Here is a 16,264-nt window from a genome sequence, read left to right on the forward strand (position 1 = left end):
CCGAAACCAATCAACAGGTTTCGGATTTTTACACATCAGCAGGATCGGTCAATGGATCCTTAACTGATCGGCATTAGGCCACTGGCCCTCTTTTACGTGGGCGCCAGCAATATTTATCAACAGAACAAGGAGAGTGGCATGGTACAAGCAACGGAACCGGGTGGGATGGAGATGAGCCCGAGTCGAGAGTGGGACAAGCAGAGTATCTATCTGCGTCTGCAGGATGGCATCCCCATGGCCTTCTGGGTCAAGGGGGCGCAGGTCTTTCCCCTCGAACCCGGCTCGGCAGGATCGGAATACCGGGGGCATTTTGGCTGGGGGCAGGCCGATGAGGCGACGATGGCCCTGGCGGAGGCGATTGTCGCCAGGCTGGTGGTGGAGGGATTGATCTCGCCCGAGCGGGCAGTGAGCCGTGCGGGTTACCTTCACGACGAAGTGCTGGTCAAACTACCCGCCGGAGAACATTACGATCTGCATCTTAGCTATCTGAGGCTGTTATTTGGTGAGGATGGCGTACCGCGCCCGTGAGTGATGCGGGCTCCTCATCAGTGCTCTGCGAATACCCCATTCCCTTGGCGTGAGAGTATTTTACCTGATTGGCACTTTTATTGCTTTAAGCCAGTCAGCGTCAATGAATTGTCTGGGGATGGAAAATGGAAATAAGTGCAAGCAGCCTGATGCAAGAGATGCAGGCGCTCAAGATTGAAGCAGGCGCAACGCCGCTGGCACAGCCCGGTCGTCCGGTGACATCCGACTTTGGTCAGCTGCTGCAACAGGCGCTGGGCAACGTCAACGAGCTGCAAGGCGCCGCCAATGATCTGCGCACCCGTTTCGACATGGGCGACAAGTCGGTGGATCTGGCCGAGGTCATGATCGCCGGCCAAAAATCTTCCATCGCCTTTGAAGCCACGGTACAGGTGCGCAACAAGATGGTCGATGCCTACAAGACCATCATGAACATGCCGGTATAAGTGATTACTGAACATCATGAACATGTCAGCAATAAGGACATAAATCGTGGCTACTGACCAAAACGGCGATCTGCTGATAAACGATGAGGGCACCGCAGCCCTCGATGAAAATGAGCAGAAGAGTTCGGCGCTGGGATTCCTGTCCAATACCGATGTACTGCGACAAATCACCCTGATCCTGGGGCTTGCCATCTGTCTGGCCATCGCGGTGTTTATCCTGCTGTGGGGCAAGGAGCCGGACATGCGTCCCCTCGGCACCTACACCACCCAGGAGCTGGTCAAGACCCTCGACTTCCTCGATCAGCAGAAGATCCCCTATGAGGTGGATGGCAAGAGCGTGCTGGTCAACGCCGAAAATTACGCCACTATCCAGCTGGCTCTGACCCGTGCCGGTCTCGCCAATGTCGCCGATACCAGCATCGGTGGTGAAGATATCCTGCTGAAAGATTCCAGTTTCGGGGTCAGCCAGCGGATGGAGGGTGAGCGCCTCAAGCTGAGCCGCGAGCGCCAGCTGGCGAGCGCCATCGAGCAGTTCCAGAATGTGGCCAAGGCCCAGGTGCTGCTGGCCATCCCCAAAGACAACGTCTTTGCCCGCAACGAACGCAAACCCAGTGCCACCGTGGTGCTCAACCTGAAAGGGGCGGCGCTGGGGCAGGGAGAGGTGGACTCCATCGTCGACATGGTGGCCTCTGCCGTTCATGGCCTCGAACCGACCCGTGTGACCGTGACCGACCAGAACGGTCGCCTGCTCAACTCCGGCTCGCAAGACCCGGTCTCTGCCCAGACTCGCAAAGAGTTTGCCATGCAGCAGAAGCAGGAGCTGGAATACAAACAAAAAATTGACGCCATCCTGATCCCGGTGCTGGGGGCCGACAACTATACGGCGGAGGTGGATCTCTCCCTCGACTTCTCCCAGCAGGAGCAGACCCGCAAGACTTACAACCCCGACCTGCCTGCGGTGCGCTCCGAAATGACCATGGAAGAGAACAGCGCCAATGGCAGCAGCGGTGGCGTGCCCGGCGCCCTCTCCAACCAGCCGCCAGCGGCGTCCAACATTCCCGAGCAGGCCACCGGTGGCGATGGCGCAGGGGCGGCTTCTTCCGGCCGTTCCCGCAAAGAGGCGACCCGCAACTTTGAACTGGATACCACCGTCAGCCATACCCGTCGCCAGATGGGCGGCATTCGCCGCATGACCGTCTCGGTCGCGGTAGACTATAAATCAGTGCCCGGTGCCGACGGGGCCGTGACCCGCGAAGCGCGCAGTCAGGCAGAGATCGATACCTTGCGTCGTCTGCTGAGCGGCGGTCTTGGCTTTGATGTGACCCGTGGTGATACCCTTGAGGTGGTCGCCATTCCGTTCAATCGTCCCGAGCTGGAAACCGTTGCCGACTTGCCGATTTATGATCAGCCCTGGTTCTGGCGTGCGGTGCGCATTGCCGCCTCGGTACTGGTGATCATCGTCTTGATCGTGACCGTGGTTCGTCCCATGCTCAAGCGACTGCTCTATCCGGATGCCAAACCGGAAGGGGAACTGGATTTTGACAACCACACCGTACTGGGTGGCGACGACGAGTTAAGCCTGCTGTCAGCCCAGGTCGAGAACGATCAGGTATTCGGTGTACGCGATGGTCAGCTCAAGCTGCCTGATCTGCACCGTGACGAAGACTTGCTCAAGGCGGTCCGTGCGCTGGTAGCGAACGAGCCGGATCTGGCCGCTCAGGTCATTAAAGAATGGGTAACGAACAAAGATGCCTGAAGAAAAGAAGAGCCAGGTTACCGGCAATGACATCACCGACAGTCAGCGCCAGATCCTCGACCAGATGTCGGGGATGGAGATGGCTGCGGTGCTGATGCTGAGCCTCAATGAAGAGGATGCCGCCCAGATCTTCCGTCATCTCGAGCCCAAGCAGGTGCAGCGGCTCGGTATGTCGATGGCCTCCATGTCCGACTTCAGTCACGATCGGGTGGCGGCGGTGCACCGTCAATTCATCGACGATATCCAGAAGTACACCAACATCGGTATCGGCAGCGAAGACTTCGTGCGCAAGGCGCTGGTGGCGGCCCTTGGCGAGGACAAGGCGAGCAACCTGGTGGACCAGATCATTCTCGGTTCCGGCGCCCGCGGCCTCGATTCGCTCAAGTGGATGGATGCCCGTCAGGTGGCCAGCATCATCCAGAACGAACACCCGCAGATCCAGACCATAGTGCTCTCCTATCTGGAGCCGGAGCAGTCCGCCGAGATCCTGAGCCAGTTCCCGGAGCAGGTGCGCCTCGATCTGGTGATGCGTATCGCCAACCTCGAAGAGGTGCAACCGGCGGCACTGCAAGAGTTGAACGACATCATGGAGAAACAGTTCGCCGGTGCGGCCGGTGCCCAGGCAGCCAAGATGGGCGGCCTGAAGGCAGCCGCCAACATCATGAACTACCTGGATACCAACATCGAAGGCCAGTTGATGGACTCTATCCGCGAGTCGGACGAAGAGATGAGCCAGCAAATCCAGGATTTGATGTTCGTGTTCGAAAACCTCATCGATGTGGACGACCGCGGCATCCAGACCATGCTGCGGGAAGTGCCGGGGGATCTGCTGCAACGCGCCCTCAAGGGCTCCGACGATCAGATGCGCGAGAAGATCTTCAAGAACATGTCCAAACGGGCGGCCGAAATGCTGGCGGACGATCTGGAGGCCATGGGGCCGATCCGGGTTTCCGAAGTGGAAGCAGCCCAGAAAGAGATCCTCTCCATCGCCCGCCGTCTGGCGGATGCTGGCGAGATCATGCTGGGTGCCGGTGGCGGCGAGGAGTTCCTCTAAGCCATGGCCCATAAACAGAATCACGATGCCAAACCCGCATCGGGCAGTGGCGAGGAGCCGCGCAAAGCATGAACAACAAACTGCGTGGTTATGTGCGCCCAGAGGGCGATGATGCCCAGGTAGAGACCTGGGGCTGGCCCGAGATGGCCGTCGAGGTGGAGCCGGGTGCGCCCACCAATGCCCTCGGCCTGGCCCCTGACTGGTATCAGCAGGAAGAGGAGGTGGTGGAGCCGGAGCCCGAACAGGAGCCGACCCCGAGTATCACCGCCGAAGAGCTCGAAGCGATCCGTCAGGCTGCCTGGGAAGAGGGAATGGCCGAGGGGCGCGAGTCCGGTTATGCCAAGGGAATGGAAGAGGGCAAGCTGGAAGGATTGCAACAGGGCCACTCTGCCGGTCTCGAACAGGGACGCGAGGAGGGGTTGGCCATGGGTCGCGAGCTGGTGGAGCAGGAGATCGCCCACTGGCAGGGGCTCGCCGCCCGCCTTGCCAATCCGCTCAATGAGCTGGATCAGGCGGTGGAGCAGCAGCTGGTCTCGCTGGTGATGCAACTGGCCCGCGCGCTCATTCGTCACGAGGCAGAGACCTCGCCGCGCATTTTGCTGGAGGCGCTTAAAGAGGGGCTGGCGTTGCTGCCTGCCGCCGAGCAGGGGGTGACCCTGATGCTGCATCCCGATGATATCGCACGAGTCGAGCAGGCATTTGGCGCCGAAGAGTGTGCCAGGCGCCACTGGCGACTGCAGAGCGATCCTACCCTCTCCCCCGGCGATCTGCAACTGGCGACCGAGCTATCCAGCATCGATTTGACCCTCTCCGGGCGCATCGATCAGCTGCTGCGCAACTTCTTGCGGGACAATGCGTCGCAGAATCCGGCTTCGCAGGACGCACGCCCATAACCGATGCCGGACGTTGCTGTCCGGCTGCACTTTTTAGTTCCCAGGAGGCCAGATGAGCGGCTCGCTACTGAACCGGTTGCAAGGGTACAAGGTACGCGACAGCGCCCCCAAACCGCCGGTTGCCGGCAAATTGACCCGGGTGGTGGGGCTGACCCTCGAAGCCATCGGCTGCCGCGCCGCCATCGGTGCGCTCTGCCGCATCGATACCCAGGACGGCATGCTGGAAGCAGAAGTGGTGGGCTTCTCCGGCGATCGCCTGTTTCTGATGCCGAGTGAACAGCTCAAGGGGGTGATCCCCGGTGCCCGGGTGGTGCCCATCACCGAAGAGCACGGCATTCCGGTTGGCATGAACCTGCTTGGCCGGGTCATCGACGGCATCGGCCAGCCACTCGATGGCCTCGGCCCCATTATCTCTTCCCAGACCGTGCAGTTTGCCCAGCACCGCATCAACCCGCTCTCTCGCCGCCCGATCCATCAGCCGATGGACGTGGGGGTTCGCGCCATCAATGCCGTGCTGACGGTAGGGCAGGGCCAGCGGATGGGGCTGTTTGCCGGTTCCGGTGTTGGTAAATCGGTGCTGCTTGGCATGATGACCCGCGGCTCGGTGGCGGATGTGGTAGTGGTCGGCCTCATCGGTGAACGGGGCAGGGAAGTGAAAGAGTTTATCGAAGACATTCTGGGAGAGGAGGGGCGTGCCCGCTCCGTGGTGGTGGCGGCCCCCGCCGATGCCTCGCCGCTGATGCGTCTCAAGGGGTGTGAAACGGCGCTGGCCATCGCCGAGTATTTCCGCGATCAGGGGCTTAACGTGCTGCTCTTGATGGATTCCCTGACCCGTTACGCCCAGGCCCAGCGTGAAATCGCACTGGCGGTGGGCGAGCCGCCAGCGACCAAGGGCTATCCACCGTCGGTATTTGCCAAATTACCGGCGCTGGTGGAGCGGGCGGGTAACGGCAGTGATGGCCAGGGCTCCATCACCGCCTTCTTCACCGTCTTGACCGAGGGGGATGACCTGCAAGATCCCATCGCCGATGCGGCGCGGGCGATCCTCGATGGCCACATAGTTCTGTCGCGCGAGCTGGCCGATGCGGGTCACTATCCGGCCATCGACATCGAGAAGTCCATCAGCCGGGTCATGCCCATGGTCACTTCGCCGGAACATATGGATTTGGCGCGCACCCTCAAGCAGTTCTACTCCCTTTATCAGCAGAACCGGGACCTCATCACCATCGGCGCCTACAGTCAGGGCTCCGATCCGCGCATCGACCGCGCCATCATTCAAAAACCCTATCTGGATCAGTTCTTGCAGCAGGGTATGCGCGAGGTCATTCACTACGATGATGGCCTGCAAGCCTTGCAGATGGTGGCGATGCCATTGATGCGCTGATGATGGTCGGTAACAGAGGGGTCGACGATGAGTAGAGGGCTGGTATTGTTGGCCGAGCGGTTGGTGGAGGCGGAGCAACAGTGTGCGCTGGCGCTGGTGAAGGCGCAGCAGGATCTCAAGCTGTTCATGGATCAGCAAAATGCCCTCAACCAGTACCGCCAGATCTATCACCAGCAGTGGACCGATCGTGGCTTGCAGGGGATCTCGCCCCAGCAAAACAGCCAGTATCACGCCTTTATCAACAAGCTCGAACAGGCGGCGACCCAGCAGTACGAAGGGGTGCTGCAGGTGCGTCAGGCGCTGGAGCTGCGCCGTGAAGAGTGGCTGGCGGCCCAGCAGCGGCGCAAGGCGGTAGAGCTTCTGCTGGAGAAGCAGGCGAGCCGCGAGCAGCAGAAAGCCCAGCGTCAGGAGCAGAAGATGCTGGATGAGTACGCCATGTTGCGGCGCTTTCATCAATCTGGCCTGTAACTTGCTTTGATCTGGACATTGTCGGCGGCCATCTCTTTGGGGGCCACCAGAATTCAGGGATCCCATCATGATGCAGACACTGTTGACACAAACGCCTTCGGCTCCGGCCAACGGGTTGGACAAAGCTCCTCTGAGTGGTTCCGTCGAGAGCAAAAGCATCGATGGGGGGGCGGGCAGCGACAGCAAGGGGGATTTCGCCACCCTGATTGCCAAAGCCCAGAACAGCGAACAGGGCGCCGCCGAGGCCAGTCAGGGCGATAACAATGTCCGATCAGCCAAATCTTTGGCGACCGAGAGCACCTCTCCCAAAGAGGAGGTCAGCAAGGAGCAGGATCCTGACACCGACAGTAAGGTTGAAGAGGTTCCCGCCACCGACTTTCTGCTGCGTCTGCAAGACTCCCTCAAGCTCGATACCTCGCTAGTGACGCCCCAGCTGGCGGTGGCTGCCCAACAGAGCACCACCGCGGTAGACGGCAATCCGTTGCCGCAAGAGAGTGAGCAGGAGAGCATTGCGCTGGATGAAAGCGAGCCAGCCCCTGCCGCAGCCGGGATCGCCCGCCAGCTTGCCGGTCAGACCGGGGCGCAATCGCCGTTGGCCACAACCGCCCAATCGACACCTGAAACCACCGTATCGTCCTCCTCGGCGCGAGTGGTGGTGCAGGGCGACGCATCCTCCGCCGTTCTCTCCCCCGCGGCCCTCTCCCCTGAGGGAGAAAAGGCCGCGACCACTGCGGATGAGCCGTCCGGGGAAAAAGCCTCTGCCAAGGGAGAAACCCCCGCGGATGGCAAGCACACCAAGCCCCTCACGGGGGCAGAACGAATGGCCCAGCTGGCCAAGGTGCTGCCGGTCGATGAGTCGGCCAGTACCACCAAACCTGCGGAGTCACTCGCAACAAAAGAAGCTGGCGACAGCAAATCCGACCCCGCAGCCAGCAGCGCCGCCAAACCCGCTGAGTCACTCGCAACAAAACAAACGGACGACAGTAAATCCGACTCCGCAGCCAGCAGCGCCGTGACCGGCAAGGGACAGACGGCGCAAGCCGCGACTCAGGGGGCTGCGCTCAAGGCATTCAGCGAGGGGCTCAAGCAACCTGATGCGGGCACCGTAACCACTGCCACCACCGCAGAGGGCAGTGGTGCGGCTGGTAAGGGGACAGAAAAGAGTGCCACCGAGGGAAGCCAGCAGCCAGCCACTACCACAGTAGCCAATCAAGGTTCGGCGCAGGTGACAACGGCGCAAAGTGCCGCAGCCCAGAGCAGCGTGACGTCAAATACCACGACTCAGGCCGATAGCGCTGCCACCCCGGTGATGGTGGCGCCGCAGCAGATGTTGGCGCAGGCCGAATCTCAGGGGCCGCAAGCGCCGCTGTCGACCATTTCAGCCGGTATCAAGCAGATGGAAGTGACGGGCACCGACGAGGTGCGCAAAGCGGTTCAGCTGGAGGTGAAACCGAAGGCCGGTGAGGCGGAGAAGAGTCTTGTGGCTACGACATCGAGCAGCGAGAGCAGCCAGAGCCAGACTGTACAACATGGCCAGAACAGCCAGCCCCAATCCCAGGTGGCCGACAGCCGGGCGCCCGCCGCCGAGGGCACGTTGCGCCGTGAACCGCAGAATTTACCCCATTTGAAACTGGCCAGTCAGGAAGCGCCTGCCGAATTGCACCAGAAGGTCAACGTAATGCTGGCCGAGAAACTGCAACAGGCGGAAATTCAGCTCGACCCCCTCGGCCTTGGCAAGATGAAGATCCAGATCCAGATTGGAGCCGACAGCCAGGCCAACGTCCATTTCGTGGTACAACATGGACAGACTCGCGAGATGCTGGAGCAGGCGATGCCCCGTCTGCGTGACATGCTGGCGGGGCAGGGGATCCAGCTTGGCCAGACGCAGGTTCAACAGCAGTCGCAGCAACAGCAACAACAGGGTCAGCCTACCTTTAGCGGGCAGGGGCAGCAGGGTCAGAGTGGCGGTCAGTCACATGCCGGTAACGGGCTGGTTGAGGGGGAACCCACCACTGCCAACCTCAGTTTGCTGGTGGAATCGACAAACGGTTCCGGAATTGATTTCTATGCTTGATGCAATCCCGAGTAAGTTTATGATATCGAACAAGTTTGAGACTAGGGTGGACAAGGGATGGCTGACGATAACGAGTTGACGCTAAAAGACCCGGCCGCGGGCAAGAAAAAGAAGCTGATCATTATCATTGCCCTGGCGGTTATTTTGCTGGGCGGTGGCGGTGCTGGCGCCTTCCTGATGCTCTCCGGTTCGGAAAAACCGCCCGCTGAAGCGGCGGAGGGCGCAGAGGGCAAGCCCAAGGTGGAAGCGCCTCAACCCTCCCTGTATGTGGGGATGCCGCGACCCTTTGTCTTTAACGTCGCGGGTGCCCAGCGGGATCGACTGGTGCAGATCAAGATCCAGCTGATGGTGCGCGGTGCTGCCGACGAGACGCTGGCCAAACAGAATATTCCCCTGATTGAAGGCACTTTGCTGCGGGTATTCAGTGCAGCCAGTGCCGAACAGCTGATGACCTTCGAAGGTAAAGAGAAGCTGCGCAAGGATTCACTGGAAGAGTGCCGTCGGGTGCTCAAGGACCTGGTCTCTTCCCCCGTTATCGAACAAGTGCTGTTTACCGGCTTTGTGATGCAGTAGGTGGAAGCGTGAGCGATCTGTTAAGTCAGGACGAAATTGATGCCCTCTTGCACGGTGTCGATGATGTCGAAGAGGAAGAGATAGGCTCGGCGGGGGATCCCGGCGTTGCCCAGTTTGACTTCTCCTCCCAGGACCGCATCGTCCGTGGTCGCATGCCGACGCTGGAGCTGGTGAACGAACGTTTCGCTCGCCACATGCGGATCAGCTTGTTCAACATGATGCGTCGCACCGCCGAGGTCTCCATCAACGGCGTGCAGATGCTCAAATTTGGCGAGTATGTCCATACCCTGTTTGTACCGACCAGTCTCAACATGGTGCGCTTCCGCCCGCTCAAGGGGACGGCGCTCATCACCATGGAGGCCCGGCTGGTCTTCATCCTGGTGGAGAACTTCTTCGGTGGCGATGGCCGTTATCACGCCAAGATTGAAGGGCGCGAGTTCACCCCGACCGAGCGGCGGATCATCCAGATGCTGCTCAAACTGGTGTTCGAGGATTACAAGGATGCCTGGGCGCCGGTGATGGATGTGGGCTTCGAGTATCTCGACTCGGAAGTGAACCCGGCGATGGCCAACATCGTCAGCCCGACTGAGGTGATCGTGGTCAGCTCGTTCCACATTGAGCTCGATGGCGGTGGCGGCGACTTCCACGTGGCGATGCCCTACTCCATGCTGGAGCCGATCCGCGAACTGCTGGATGCCGGTGTGCAGAGTGACAAGGGTGATACCGACGTGCGCTGGAGCAAGGCGCTGCGTGACGAAATCATGGACGTCAAGGTAGAGCTGCGCGCCAAGCTGCTGGAGACCGAACTTACCCTGCGTGAACTGATGGAGCTGCGACCCGGCGATATCATCCCGGTCGAGATGCCGGAAAATCTGCTGGTCTATGTGGAAGATTTGCCCACCTTCCATGCCAAGATGGGCCGCACCAAGGACAATGTGGCGCTCAAGATCACCGACAAACTCAAGCGCCCGGAAGGGGTCAAGACAGAGATGCATCTGGTGACCCGCGGCGGGGTACGAATTGATGGCGAGGCCGAGCTGGAAGAGCTCGAGCGCAGCATAGAAGATCAACAGCGATAATCGACGGTTTATTGCGGTAAACGGTCACGAAGTAGCATAAGGAAACAAGATGAGCGGAACTGAGGAAGAGGATTTGATGGCTGATGCCTGGGCTGCGGCGCTGGAAGAACAGGTGATTGCTGAAGCCAAGCCAGCCCCGCTTGAGGAGCTGACCGACGATGCCCCCATCAGTGCCGAGGAGCGACGCAAGCTCGACACCATTCTCGATATCCCGGTCACCATTGCCATGGAAGTGGGCCGCAGCCAGATCAGCATCCGCAACCTGCTGCAGTTGAACCAGGGTTCGGTGGTGGAGCTGGATCGCGTTGCAGGCGAGCCGCTGGACGTATTGGTCAACGGTACCCTGATCGCTCACGGCGAGGTGGTGGTGGTGAACGACAAGTTCGGTATTCGCCTGACCGACGTCATCAGCCAGATTGAACGGATCAAGAAGCTCAAATGACGCGCCTCCTGTTGTTATTGCTGCCTGTTCCGGCCTTTGCCGAGACAGTGGCATCCACCAATGCGCCCAGTCTGAGCTCCTGGTTGCTCTCCAGTCTGATGGTGATCGGCCTCATTCTGGTGCTGGGTTTTCTGCTCAAGAAGAGCAAGCTGGCGACCGCCATGGGCGGGGGGCAGATGCGGGTCATCGCCTCGTTGCCGGTGGGTTACAAAGAGAAGCTGCTGGTGGTCAAGGTAGGGGAACAGCAGTTGCTGGTCGGCGTAACGCCGCAGCAGGTCAACTTCCTCTATCGACTGGAACAGCCGTTGGATGAAAATCAGCAGCAGGCGTTTTCACAGCAGCTTGGCAAATTGATGGGCAAGCATGAAAAAAGCTAACGGCTTATTGCTGAAAACAGGGCTGCTGGTCGGCCTGCTGATCCCACTGTTCTGCTCTTGGCCCGCGCTGGCACAGGACGCCATGTCGGCGGTGACCGTCAAGACCATGGGGGATGGCTCTCAGGAGTACAGCCTGACCCTGCAAGTGCTGGCGCTGATGACTGCGCTCTCCTTCTTGCCGGCCATGGTGATCATGATGACCTCGTTTACCCGCATCATAGTGGTGCTGGGTATCTTGCGTCAGGCGATCGGTTTGCAACAGAGCCCCTCCAACCAGGTGCTGATCGGCATCGCCCTGTTCATGTCGTTCTTCATCATGTCGCCGGTGCTGGATCGCATCAATGATGAAGCGTTGCAGCCCTATCTGGCCGAGACCATTCAGGCAAAAGAGGCGCTGGAGCGGGCCGAGTTGCCCATCCACCAGTTCATGTTGGCCCAGACCCGGATCAAGGATCTCAACACCTTTATGGAGATCGCCAACGTACAGGTGGATAAACCGGCCGATGTGCCGTTGCGGGTGCTGATCCCTGCCTTTGTCACCAGCGAGCTGAAAACCGCCTTCCAGATTGGTTTTATGCTGTTCTTGCCGTTCCTGGTCATCGATCTGGTGGTGGCCAGTATTCTCATGGCGATGGGGATGATGATGCTCTCGCCGATGATCGTCTCGCTGCCCTTCAAGCTGATGCTGTTTGTGATGGTGGATGGCTGGAACCTTATTCTGGGGTCGCTGGCCAACAGTTTCGGACTGGGTGCCGGTTAGCCGGTCGAGCGCAAGGAGCCCGAACATGAGTCCTGAAACCTTTGTCGACGTCTTTCGTGAGGCGCTCTGGCTGGTGACCATCATGGTGTGCGCCGTGATCCTGCCCAGCCTGATGATTGGCTTGGTCGTTGCCATCTTTCAGGCTGCGACCTCCATCAACGAACAGACCCTGAGCTTTCTGCCCCGTCTCATCGTGACGCTATTTGCGCTGGGGGCGGGCGCTCACTGGGGCTTGCAGAGTCTGATGGACTTCTTCGTGCTGATGGTGAACCAAATCCCCGAGGTGGTGGGATGACCTACACAACCGCTCTGATCATGGAGTGGTTGTCTTCGATCCTCTGGCCACTGGCGCGGGTGAGCAGTCTGCTGATGGTGATGGCGGTGTTTGGTAGTCGCCTCGCCCCTGCGCGGGTACGGATGGGGCTGGCTTTGGCCATCACCTTTCTGATCGCCCCGTTGCTTCCGAAAATGCCCCCTATCGAGCTCTTCTCTGCCGGCAGTTTTCTGGTATTGGGCCAGCAGCTACTGATCGGTATTGCCCTTGGTCTGATGACCCAGTTTCTGATGGAGAGCTTCGTGATGGCCGGTCAGGTCATCGCCATGCAAACTAGCCTCGGCTTTGCCACCCTGGTGGATCCGATGAATGGCCAGTCGGCCCCCGTGGTGGGTCAATTCTATCTGATGCTGGCGACCCTGGTGTTTCTGGCGCTGGATGGCCATCTGGTGATGCTGCGGCTGGTGATCCTCAGCTTTGAAACCTTGCCGGTGTCGGACGCTGGACTCACTTTACCGGCCATCCGTACCCTGATCGGTTTTCTCGGAGTGATGTATCAGGCCTCACTGGTGATGGCCCTTTCTGCCATCGTCGCCCTGCTGCTGATCAACTTCGCTTTTGGCGTCATGACCCGGGCGGCGCCGCAGCTCAACATTTTCAGTATCGGTTTTGCGGTCAGCATGATGTCGGGTCTGCTGATCCTCTGGCTCACTATCGGCGGGTTCCTCGGCCACTTCGACATCATGTGGGAGCGGGTGCAGGAGGTCAGCTGCGAGCTGATCAACACCCAGTGCTTCGGGGGCGCTCATGGCTGATACCGACCAGGAACGTACCGAACAACCCACGGGCAAACGACTGCAACAGGCCCGTGAAAAAGGGCAGATTGCACGTTCAAAAGAGTTGGGAACCGCCAGCGTTTTGCTCTCGGCGGTATTTGGCCTGCTGATGCTCAAGGGCTCGCTGGCGACAGCCATGATCAAGGTCGTCACCATGGGCTTTACCCTGGATCGGGAGCAGGCTTTCGATCCCAATGCCATGATCGCCATGTTGCCGGCGCTGCTGGGGGAACTGGTGCTTCCGCTGGGGCTGTTGTTCGCGCTGGTGGCGATTGCCGCTTTTATCGGCAACACCCTGATGGGGGGGATGAACTTCTCCACCGAAGCCATGATGCCCAAGATGAGCAAGTTGAGTCCGCTCAGTGGCCTCAAGCGGATGTTCGGGGTGCAGTCGTTGATCGAGTTGGTCAAGTCCATCGCCAAGGTGGTGTTCATCACCCTGTTTGCCTGGTGGATGTTATCCAGCCAGTTCAATCACCTGCTCAACCTCTCCATGGAGGGATTTCCCGGCGGCATTATCGATGCGCTGGAGCTTTTTCTCTGGATGCTGATCATCCTCTGCTGCGCCCTGCTTCCCATCGTGGCCATCGATGTGCCGTTCCAGCAGTGGAATCACATGCGTCAGCTCAAGATGACCAAGCAGGAGGTGAAGGACGAGTTCAGGGACAGCGAAGGCAAGCCCGAGGTAAAAGGCAAGATCCGCCAGTTGCAGATGCAGATGGCGATGCGCCGGATGATGGGCGATGTGCCCAAGGCCGATGTGGTGATCACCAACCCTACCCACTACTCGGTGGCGCTCAAGTATGATGCGAGCAAACCCGGTGCCGCGCCCAAGGTCGTGGCCAAGGGCACTGATGAAATTGCAATGAAGATCAGGGAGATAGCCAGAGAGTACGAGATCCCGATCATGCCGTCACCGGCCTTGACCCGGGCTATCTTCCATTCAACCGAGCTGGGCCACGAGATCCCGGAAGGGCTGTTTGCGGCAGTTGCCCAGGTGCTTGCTTATGTCTTCCAGCTCAAGAAATTCCGCCGTGGTCAGGGGCGTCGTCCCCAGCCGCTGGCCAAGGATCTCCCCATCCCGACCGAATATCGCAAATGACAAAGTTCTGACGTAGTCAAAATAAATCCATTGTATTTCAATATCTTGTATTGTTGGCTTGATGTTTGCTTTAATCTGGCACCAGCAGGTTGAAATTGAGAAGCGCGATGGAATTCAAGGCAGTATTGGGCCAGTTCAAAGAGTACCGGGGAGTATTGGGCAAAGGCCTTGGTACCCCTCTGCTGGTATTGGCTGCGCTCGGCATGGTGGTGTTGCCCATCCCGCCGTTGATGCTGGATGTGCTCTTCTCCTTCAACATTGCCCTCTCCATCGTGATACTGCTGGTGGCCGTCTATACCCGGCGTCCCCTCGAATTTGCTGCCTTCCCGACCGTATTGCTGCTCGCTACCTTGCTGCGGTTGGCGTTGAACGTCGCCTCGACCCGGGTGGTGTTGCTGGAAGGTCATAATGGTACTGCCGCTGCGGGCCATGTGATCGAGGCGTTCGGTAATGTGGTGATCGGCGGCAACTATGCGGTCGGCATCATCGTCTTTACCATCCTGATGATCATCAACTTTGTGGTGATCACCAAGGGTGCCGGGCGGATCGCGGAAGTGAGTGCCCGTTTTACCCTTGATGCGATGCCGGGCAAACAGATGGCTATCGATGCCGATTTGAACGCCGGTCTCATCAATCAGGAAGATGCGAAGAAGCGTCGTCAGGATGTGACCCAGGAAGCCGACTTTTACGGCTCCATGGACGGTGCCTCAAAGTTTGTCAAAGGGGATGCCATCGCGGGCATCATGATCCTCTTTATCAACATCATCGGTGGCTTCATCATCGGGATGATGCAGCACCAGCTGACCTTCAGCGAGTCTGCCGAGATCTATACCCTGCTGGCCATCGGTGATGGTCTGGTGGCGCAGATCCCCTCCCTGCTGCTCTCCATCGCCGCCGCCATCATAGTGACCCGTCAGAATACCGATCAGGACATGGGAACAGCGGTACTGGGTCAGCTGTTTGACAATCCCAAGGCGCTGATCATCTCTGCCGGCATTCTGCTGATGATGGGGCTGGTGCCGGGGATGCCGCATTTTGCCTTCCTGAGTCTGGGGGCTCTCTCGGCCGCCGGAGCCTGGTGGCTGCTGCGCCGCGAGAAACTGGCGGCAGCCAAAGCGGCCAAGGGCGAGCTGTTGCCTGCCACTGCCGAACAGCCTCATGAGCAGAAAGAGCTGAGTTGGGATGATGTGATGCCGGTGGACATCATCGGGCTTGAAGTCGGCTATCAGCTGATTCCGCTGGTGGATCGCAATCAGGGTGGTGAACTGCTCAACCGGATCAAAGGGGTACGCAAGAAACTCTCGCAAGAGCTGGGCTTTCTGGTCCCGGCCGTGCACATTCGCGACAATCTGGATCTGGCGCCAAACCAATATCGCATCACTTTGATGGGGGTCAGTACCGGCGAGGCCAATGTCTACCATGATAAAGAGATGGCCATCAATCCGGGGCAGGTGTTCGGCCAGATCCAGGGGATAGCCACCCGCGATCCCGCCTTCGGGCTGGAAGCGGTCTGGGTTGCCAAGGAGATGGTCTCTCAGGCGCAGACGCTGGGTTATACGGTGGTTGATACCGCGACCGTGGTGGCTACCCATCTAAGCCAGATCCTGACCAACCATGCTGCTCTGTTGCTGGGGCATGACGAGGTACAACAGCTGCTGGACATGATTGGCAAACATCAGAGCAAGCTGGTCGAAGGGCTGGTGCCGGAAGTGATCAGCATGGGTAACCTTGTGAAGGTATTGCAGAATTTGCTCAATGAAGGCGTGCCAATCCGCGATATGCGCACTATCCTGCAGACCCTGGTTGAATACGCGCCGCGCAGTCCGGATCCGGAAGTGCTCACCGCCGCTTGCCGGATTGCCCTGCGTCGCCTGATTGTGCAGGAGATTGCAGGCCCGGATCCTGAGCTGCCGGTGATTACCTTGGCGCCGGAATTGGAACGTATATTGCATCAATCCCTGCAGGCAGGTGGCGGTGATGGTGCCGGTATTGAACCGGGCTTGGCGGAGCGGATGCAGCGCTCACTGGTGGAGGCCACACAGCGGCAAGAGTTGGAAGGTCAACCTGCCGTGCTGCTGACATCGGGGATCTTGCGCAATACCCTGGCCAAGTTTGTGAAGAATGCCATTCCTGGATTGCGCGTTCTGTCTTATCAGGAAGTGCCCGACGACAAGCAAATTCGCATCGTCAGTGCGGTGGGGCAGAACTAGTTAGCGGAGAC

At 59.3% G+C, this 16,264-nt stretch carries 17 protein-coding genes; all 17 read left to right on the forward strand.

Annotation, left to right across the window (positions count from 1 at the left end):
* Positions 1-138: 138 nt before the first annotated feature.
* The 17 genes from BSP75_RS01370 (at position 139) to flhA (ending at position 16,253) form a co-directional block, all read left to right on the forward strand.
* Positions 139-528, forward strand: coding sequence for a hypothetical protein (locus tag BSP75_RS01370; RefSeq protein ID WP_075111969.1), 390 nt, complete (start codon positions 139-141; stop codon positions 526-528).
* Between the two features lie 125 nt (positions 529-653).
* Entirely contained in the window at positions 654-971 is a 318-nt protein-coding gene (gene fliE, locus BSP75_RS01375; RefSeq protein ID WP_033135920.1) for a flagellar hook-basal body complex protein FliE, read from the forward strand.
* A 46-nt stretch (positions 972-1,017) separates the two neighbouring features.
* Positions 1,018-2,727, forward strand: a complete 1,710-nt coding sequence (gene fliF, locus BSP75_RS01380) for a flagellar basal-body MS-ring/collar protein FliF (protein ID WP_075111970.1) — start codon at positions 1,018-1,020, stop codon at positions 2,725-2,727.
* The gene (gene fliG / locus BSP75_RS01385) at positions 2,720-3,781 is read left to right on the forward strand and encodes a flagellar motor switch protein FliG (protein WP_005334749.1); all 1,062 of its coding nucleotides are present in this window, start codon (positions 2,720-2,722) and stop codon (positions 3,779-3,781) included. Before fliF ends, fliG begins: the two co-directional genes overlap by 8 nt.
* 68 nt (positions 3,782-3,849) lie before the next feature.
* Positions 3,850-4,674, forward strand: coding sequence for a flagellar assembly protein FliH (gene fliH / locus BSP75_RS01390; protein ID WP_075111971.1), 825 nt, complete (start codon positions 3,850-3,852; stop codon positions 4,672-4,674).
* A 52-nt stretch (positions 4,675-4,726) separates the two neighbouring features.
* The gene (fliI, locus tag BSP75_RS01395; protein ID WP_075111972.1) at positions 4,727-6,058 is read left to right on the forward strand and encodes a flagellar protein export ATPase FliI; all 1,332 of its coding nucleotides are present in this window, start codon (positions 4,727-4,729) and stop codon (positions 6,056-6,058) included.
* A gap of 27 nt (positions 6,059-6,085) precedes the next feature.
* Complete coding sequence (gene fliJ, locus BSP75_RS01400; RefSeq protein WP_042060546.1) at positions 6,086-6,526, forward strand: flagellar export protein FliJ; 441 nt, start codon at positions 6,086-6,088, stop codon at positions 6,524-6,526.
* Between the two features lie 67 nt (positions 6,527-6,593).
* Positions 6,594-8,600: a flagellar hook-length control protein FliK gene (locus tag BSP75_RS01405; RefSeq protein WP_075111973.1), complete on the forward strand. Its 2,007-nt coding sequence runs from the start codon at positions 6,594-6,596 to the stop codon at positions 8,598-8,600.
* A 57-nt stretch (positions 8,601-8,657) separates the two neighbouring features.
* On the forward strand, positions 8,658-9,173 hold the full coding sequence (gene fliL / locus BSP75_RS01410) for a flagellar basal body-associated protein FliL (RefSeq protein WP_075111974.1): 516 nt from the start codon (positions 8,658-8,660) through the stop codon (positions 9,171-9,173).
* Positions 9,174-9,181: 8 nt separating this feature from the next.
* Entirely contained in the window at positions 9,182-10,252 is a 1,071-nt protein-coding gene (gene fliM / locus BSP75_RS01415) for a flagellar motor switch protein FliM (protein ID WP_042658705.1), read from the forward strand.
* A 49-nt stretch (positions 10,253-10,301) separates the two neighbouring features.
* A complete protein-coding gene (gene fliN, locus BSP75_RS01420) occupies positions 10,302-10,694 on the forward strand; it encodes a flagellar motor switch protein FliN (protein ID WP_042011648.1) in 393 nt (130 codons plus the stop codon).
* Positions 10,691-11,071 (forward strand): flagellar biosynthetic protein FliO, encoded by a 381-nt coding sequence (fliO, locus tag BSP75_RS01425; protein ID WP_075111975.1) that lies wholly within the window; start codon positions 10,691-10,693, stop codon positions 11,069-11,071. Before fliN ends, fliO begins: the two co-directional genes overlap by 4 nt.
* Complete coding sequence (gene fliP / locus BSP75_RS01430; protein ID WP_075111976.1) at positions 11,058-11,831, forward strand: flagellar type III secretion system pore protein FliP; 774 nt, start codon at positions 11,058-11,060, stop codon at positions 11,829-11,831. Before fliO ends, fliP begins: the two co-directional genes overlap by 14 nt.
* A gap of 25 nt (positions 11,832-11,856) precedes the next feature.
* Complete coding sequence (fliQ, locus tag BSP75_RS01435) at positions 11,857-12,126, forward strand: flagellar biosynthesis protein FliQ (protein ID WP_042011652.1); 270 nt, start codon at positions 11,857-11,859, stop codon at positions 12,124-12,126.
* A complete protein-coding gene (gene fliR, locus BSP75_RS01440) occupies positions 12,123-12,920 on the forward strand; it encodes a flagellar biosynthetic protein FliR (RefSeq protein WP_019444720.1) in 798 nt (265 codons plus the stop codon). The genes fliQ and fliR overlap by 4 nt, the downstream gene beginning before the upstream one ends.
* Positions 12,913-14,043, forward strand: a complete 1,131-nt coding sequence (flhB, locus tag BSP75_RS01445; RefSeq protein WP_075111977.1) for a flagellar biosynthesis protein FlhB — start codon at positions 12,913-12,915, stop codon at positions 14,041-14,043. Before fliR ends, flhB begins: the two co-directional genes overlap by 8 nt.
* Before the next feature lie 107 nt (positions 14,044-14,150).
* Complete coding sequence (flhA, locus tag BSP75_RS01450) at positions 14,151-16,253, forward strand: flagellar biosynthesis protein FlhA (RefSeq protein ID WP_075111978.1); 2,103 nt, start codon at positions 14,151-14,153, stop codon at positions 16,251-16,253.
* Positions 16,254-16,264: the final 11 nt, after the last annotated feature.

This window comes from Aeromonas sp. YN13HZO-058, assembly GCF_001921245.1.
Classification (GTDB): Bacteria; Pseudomonadota; Gammaproteobacteria; order Enterobacterales; family Aeromonadaceae; genus Aeromonas; species Aeromonas allosaccharophila.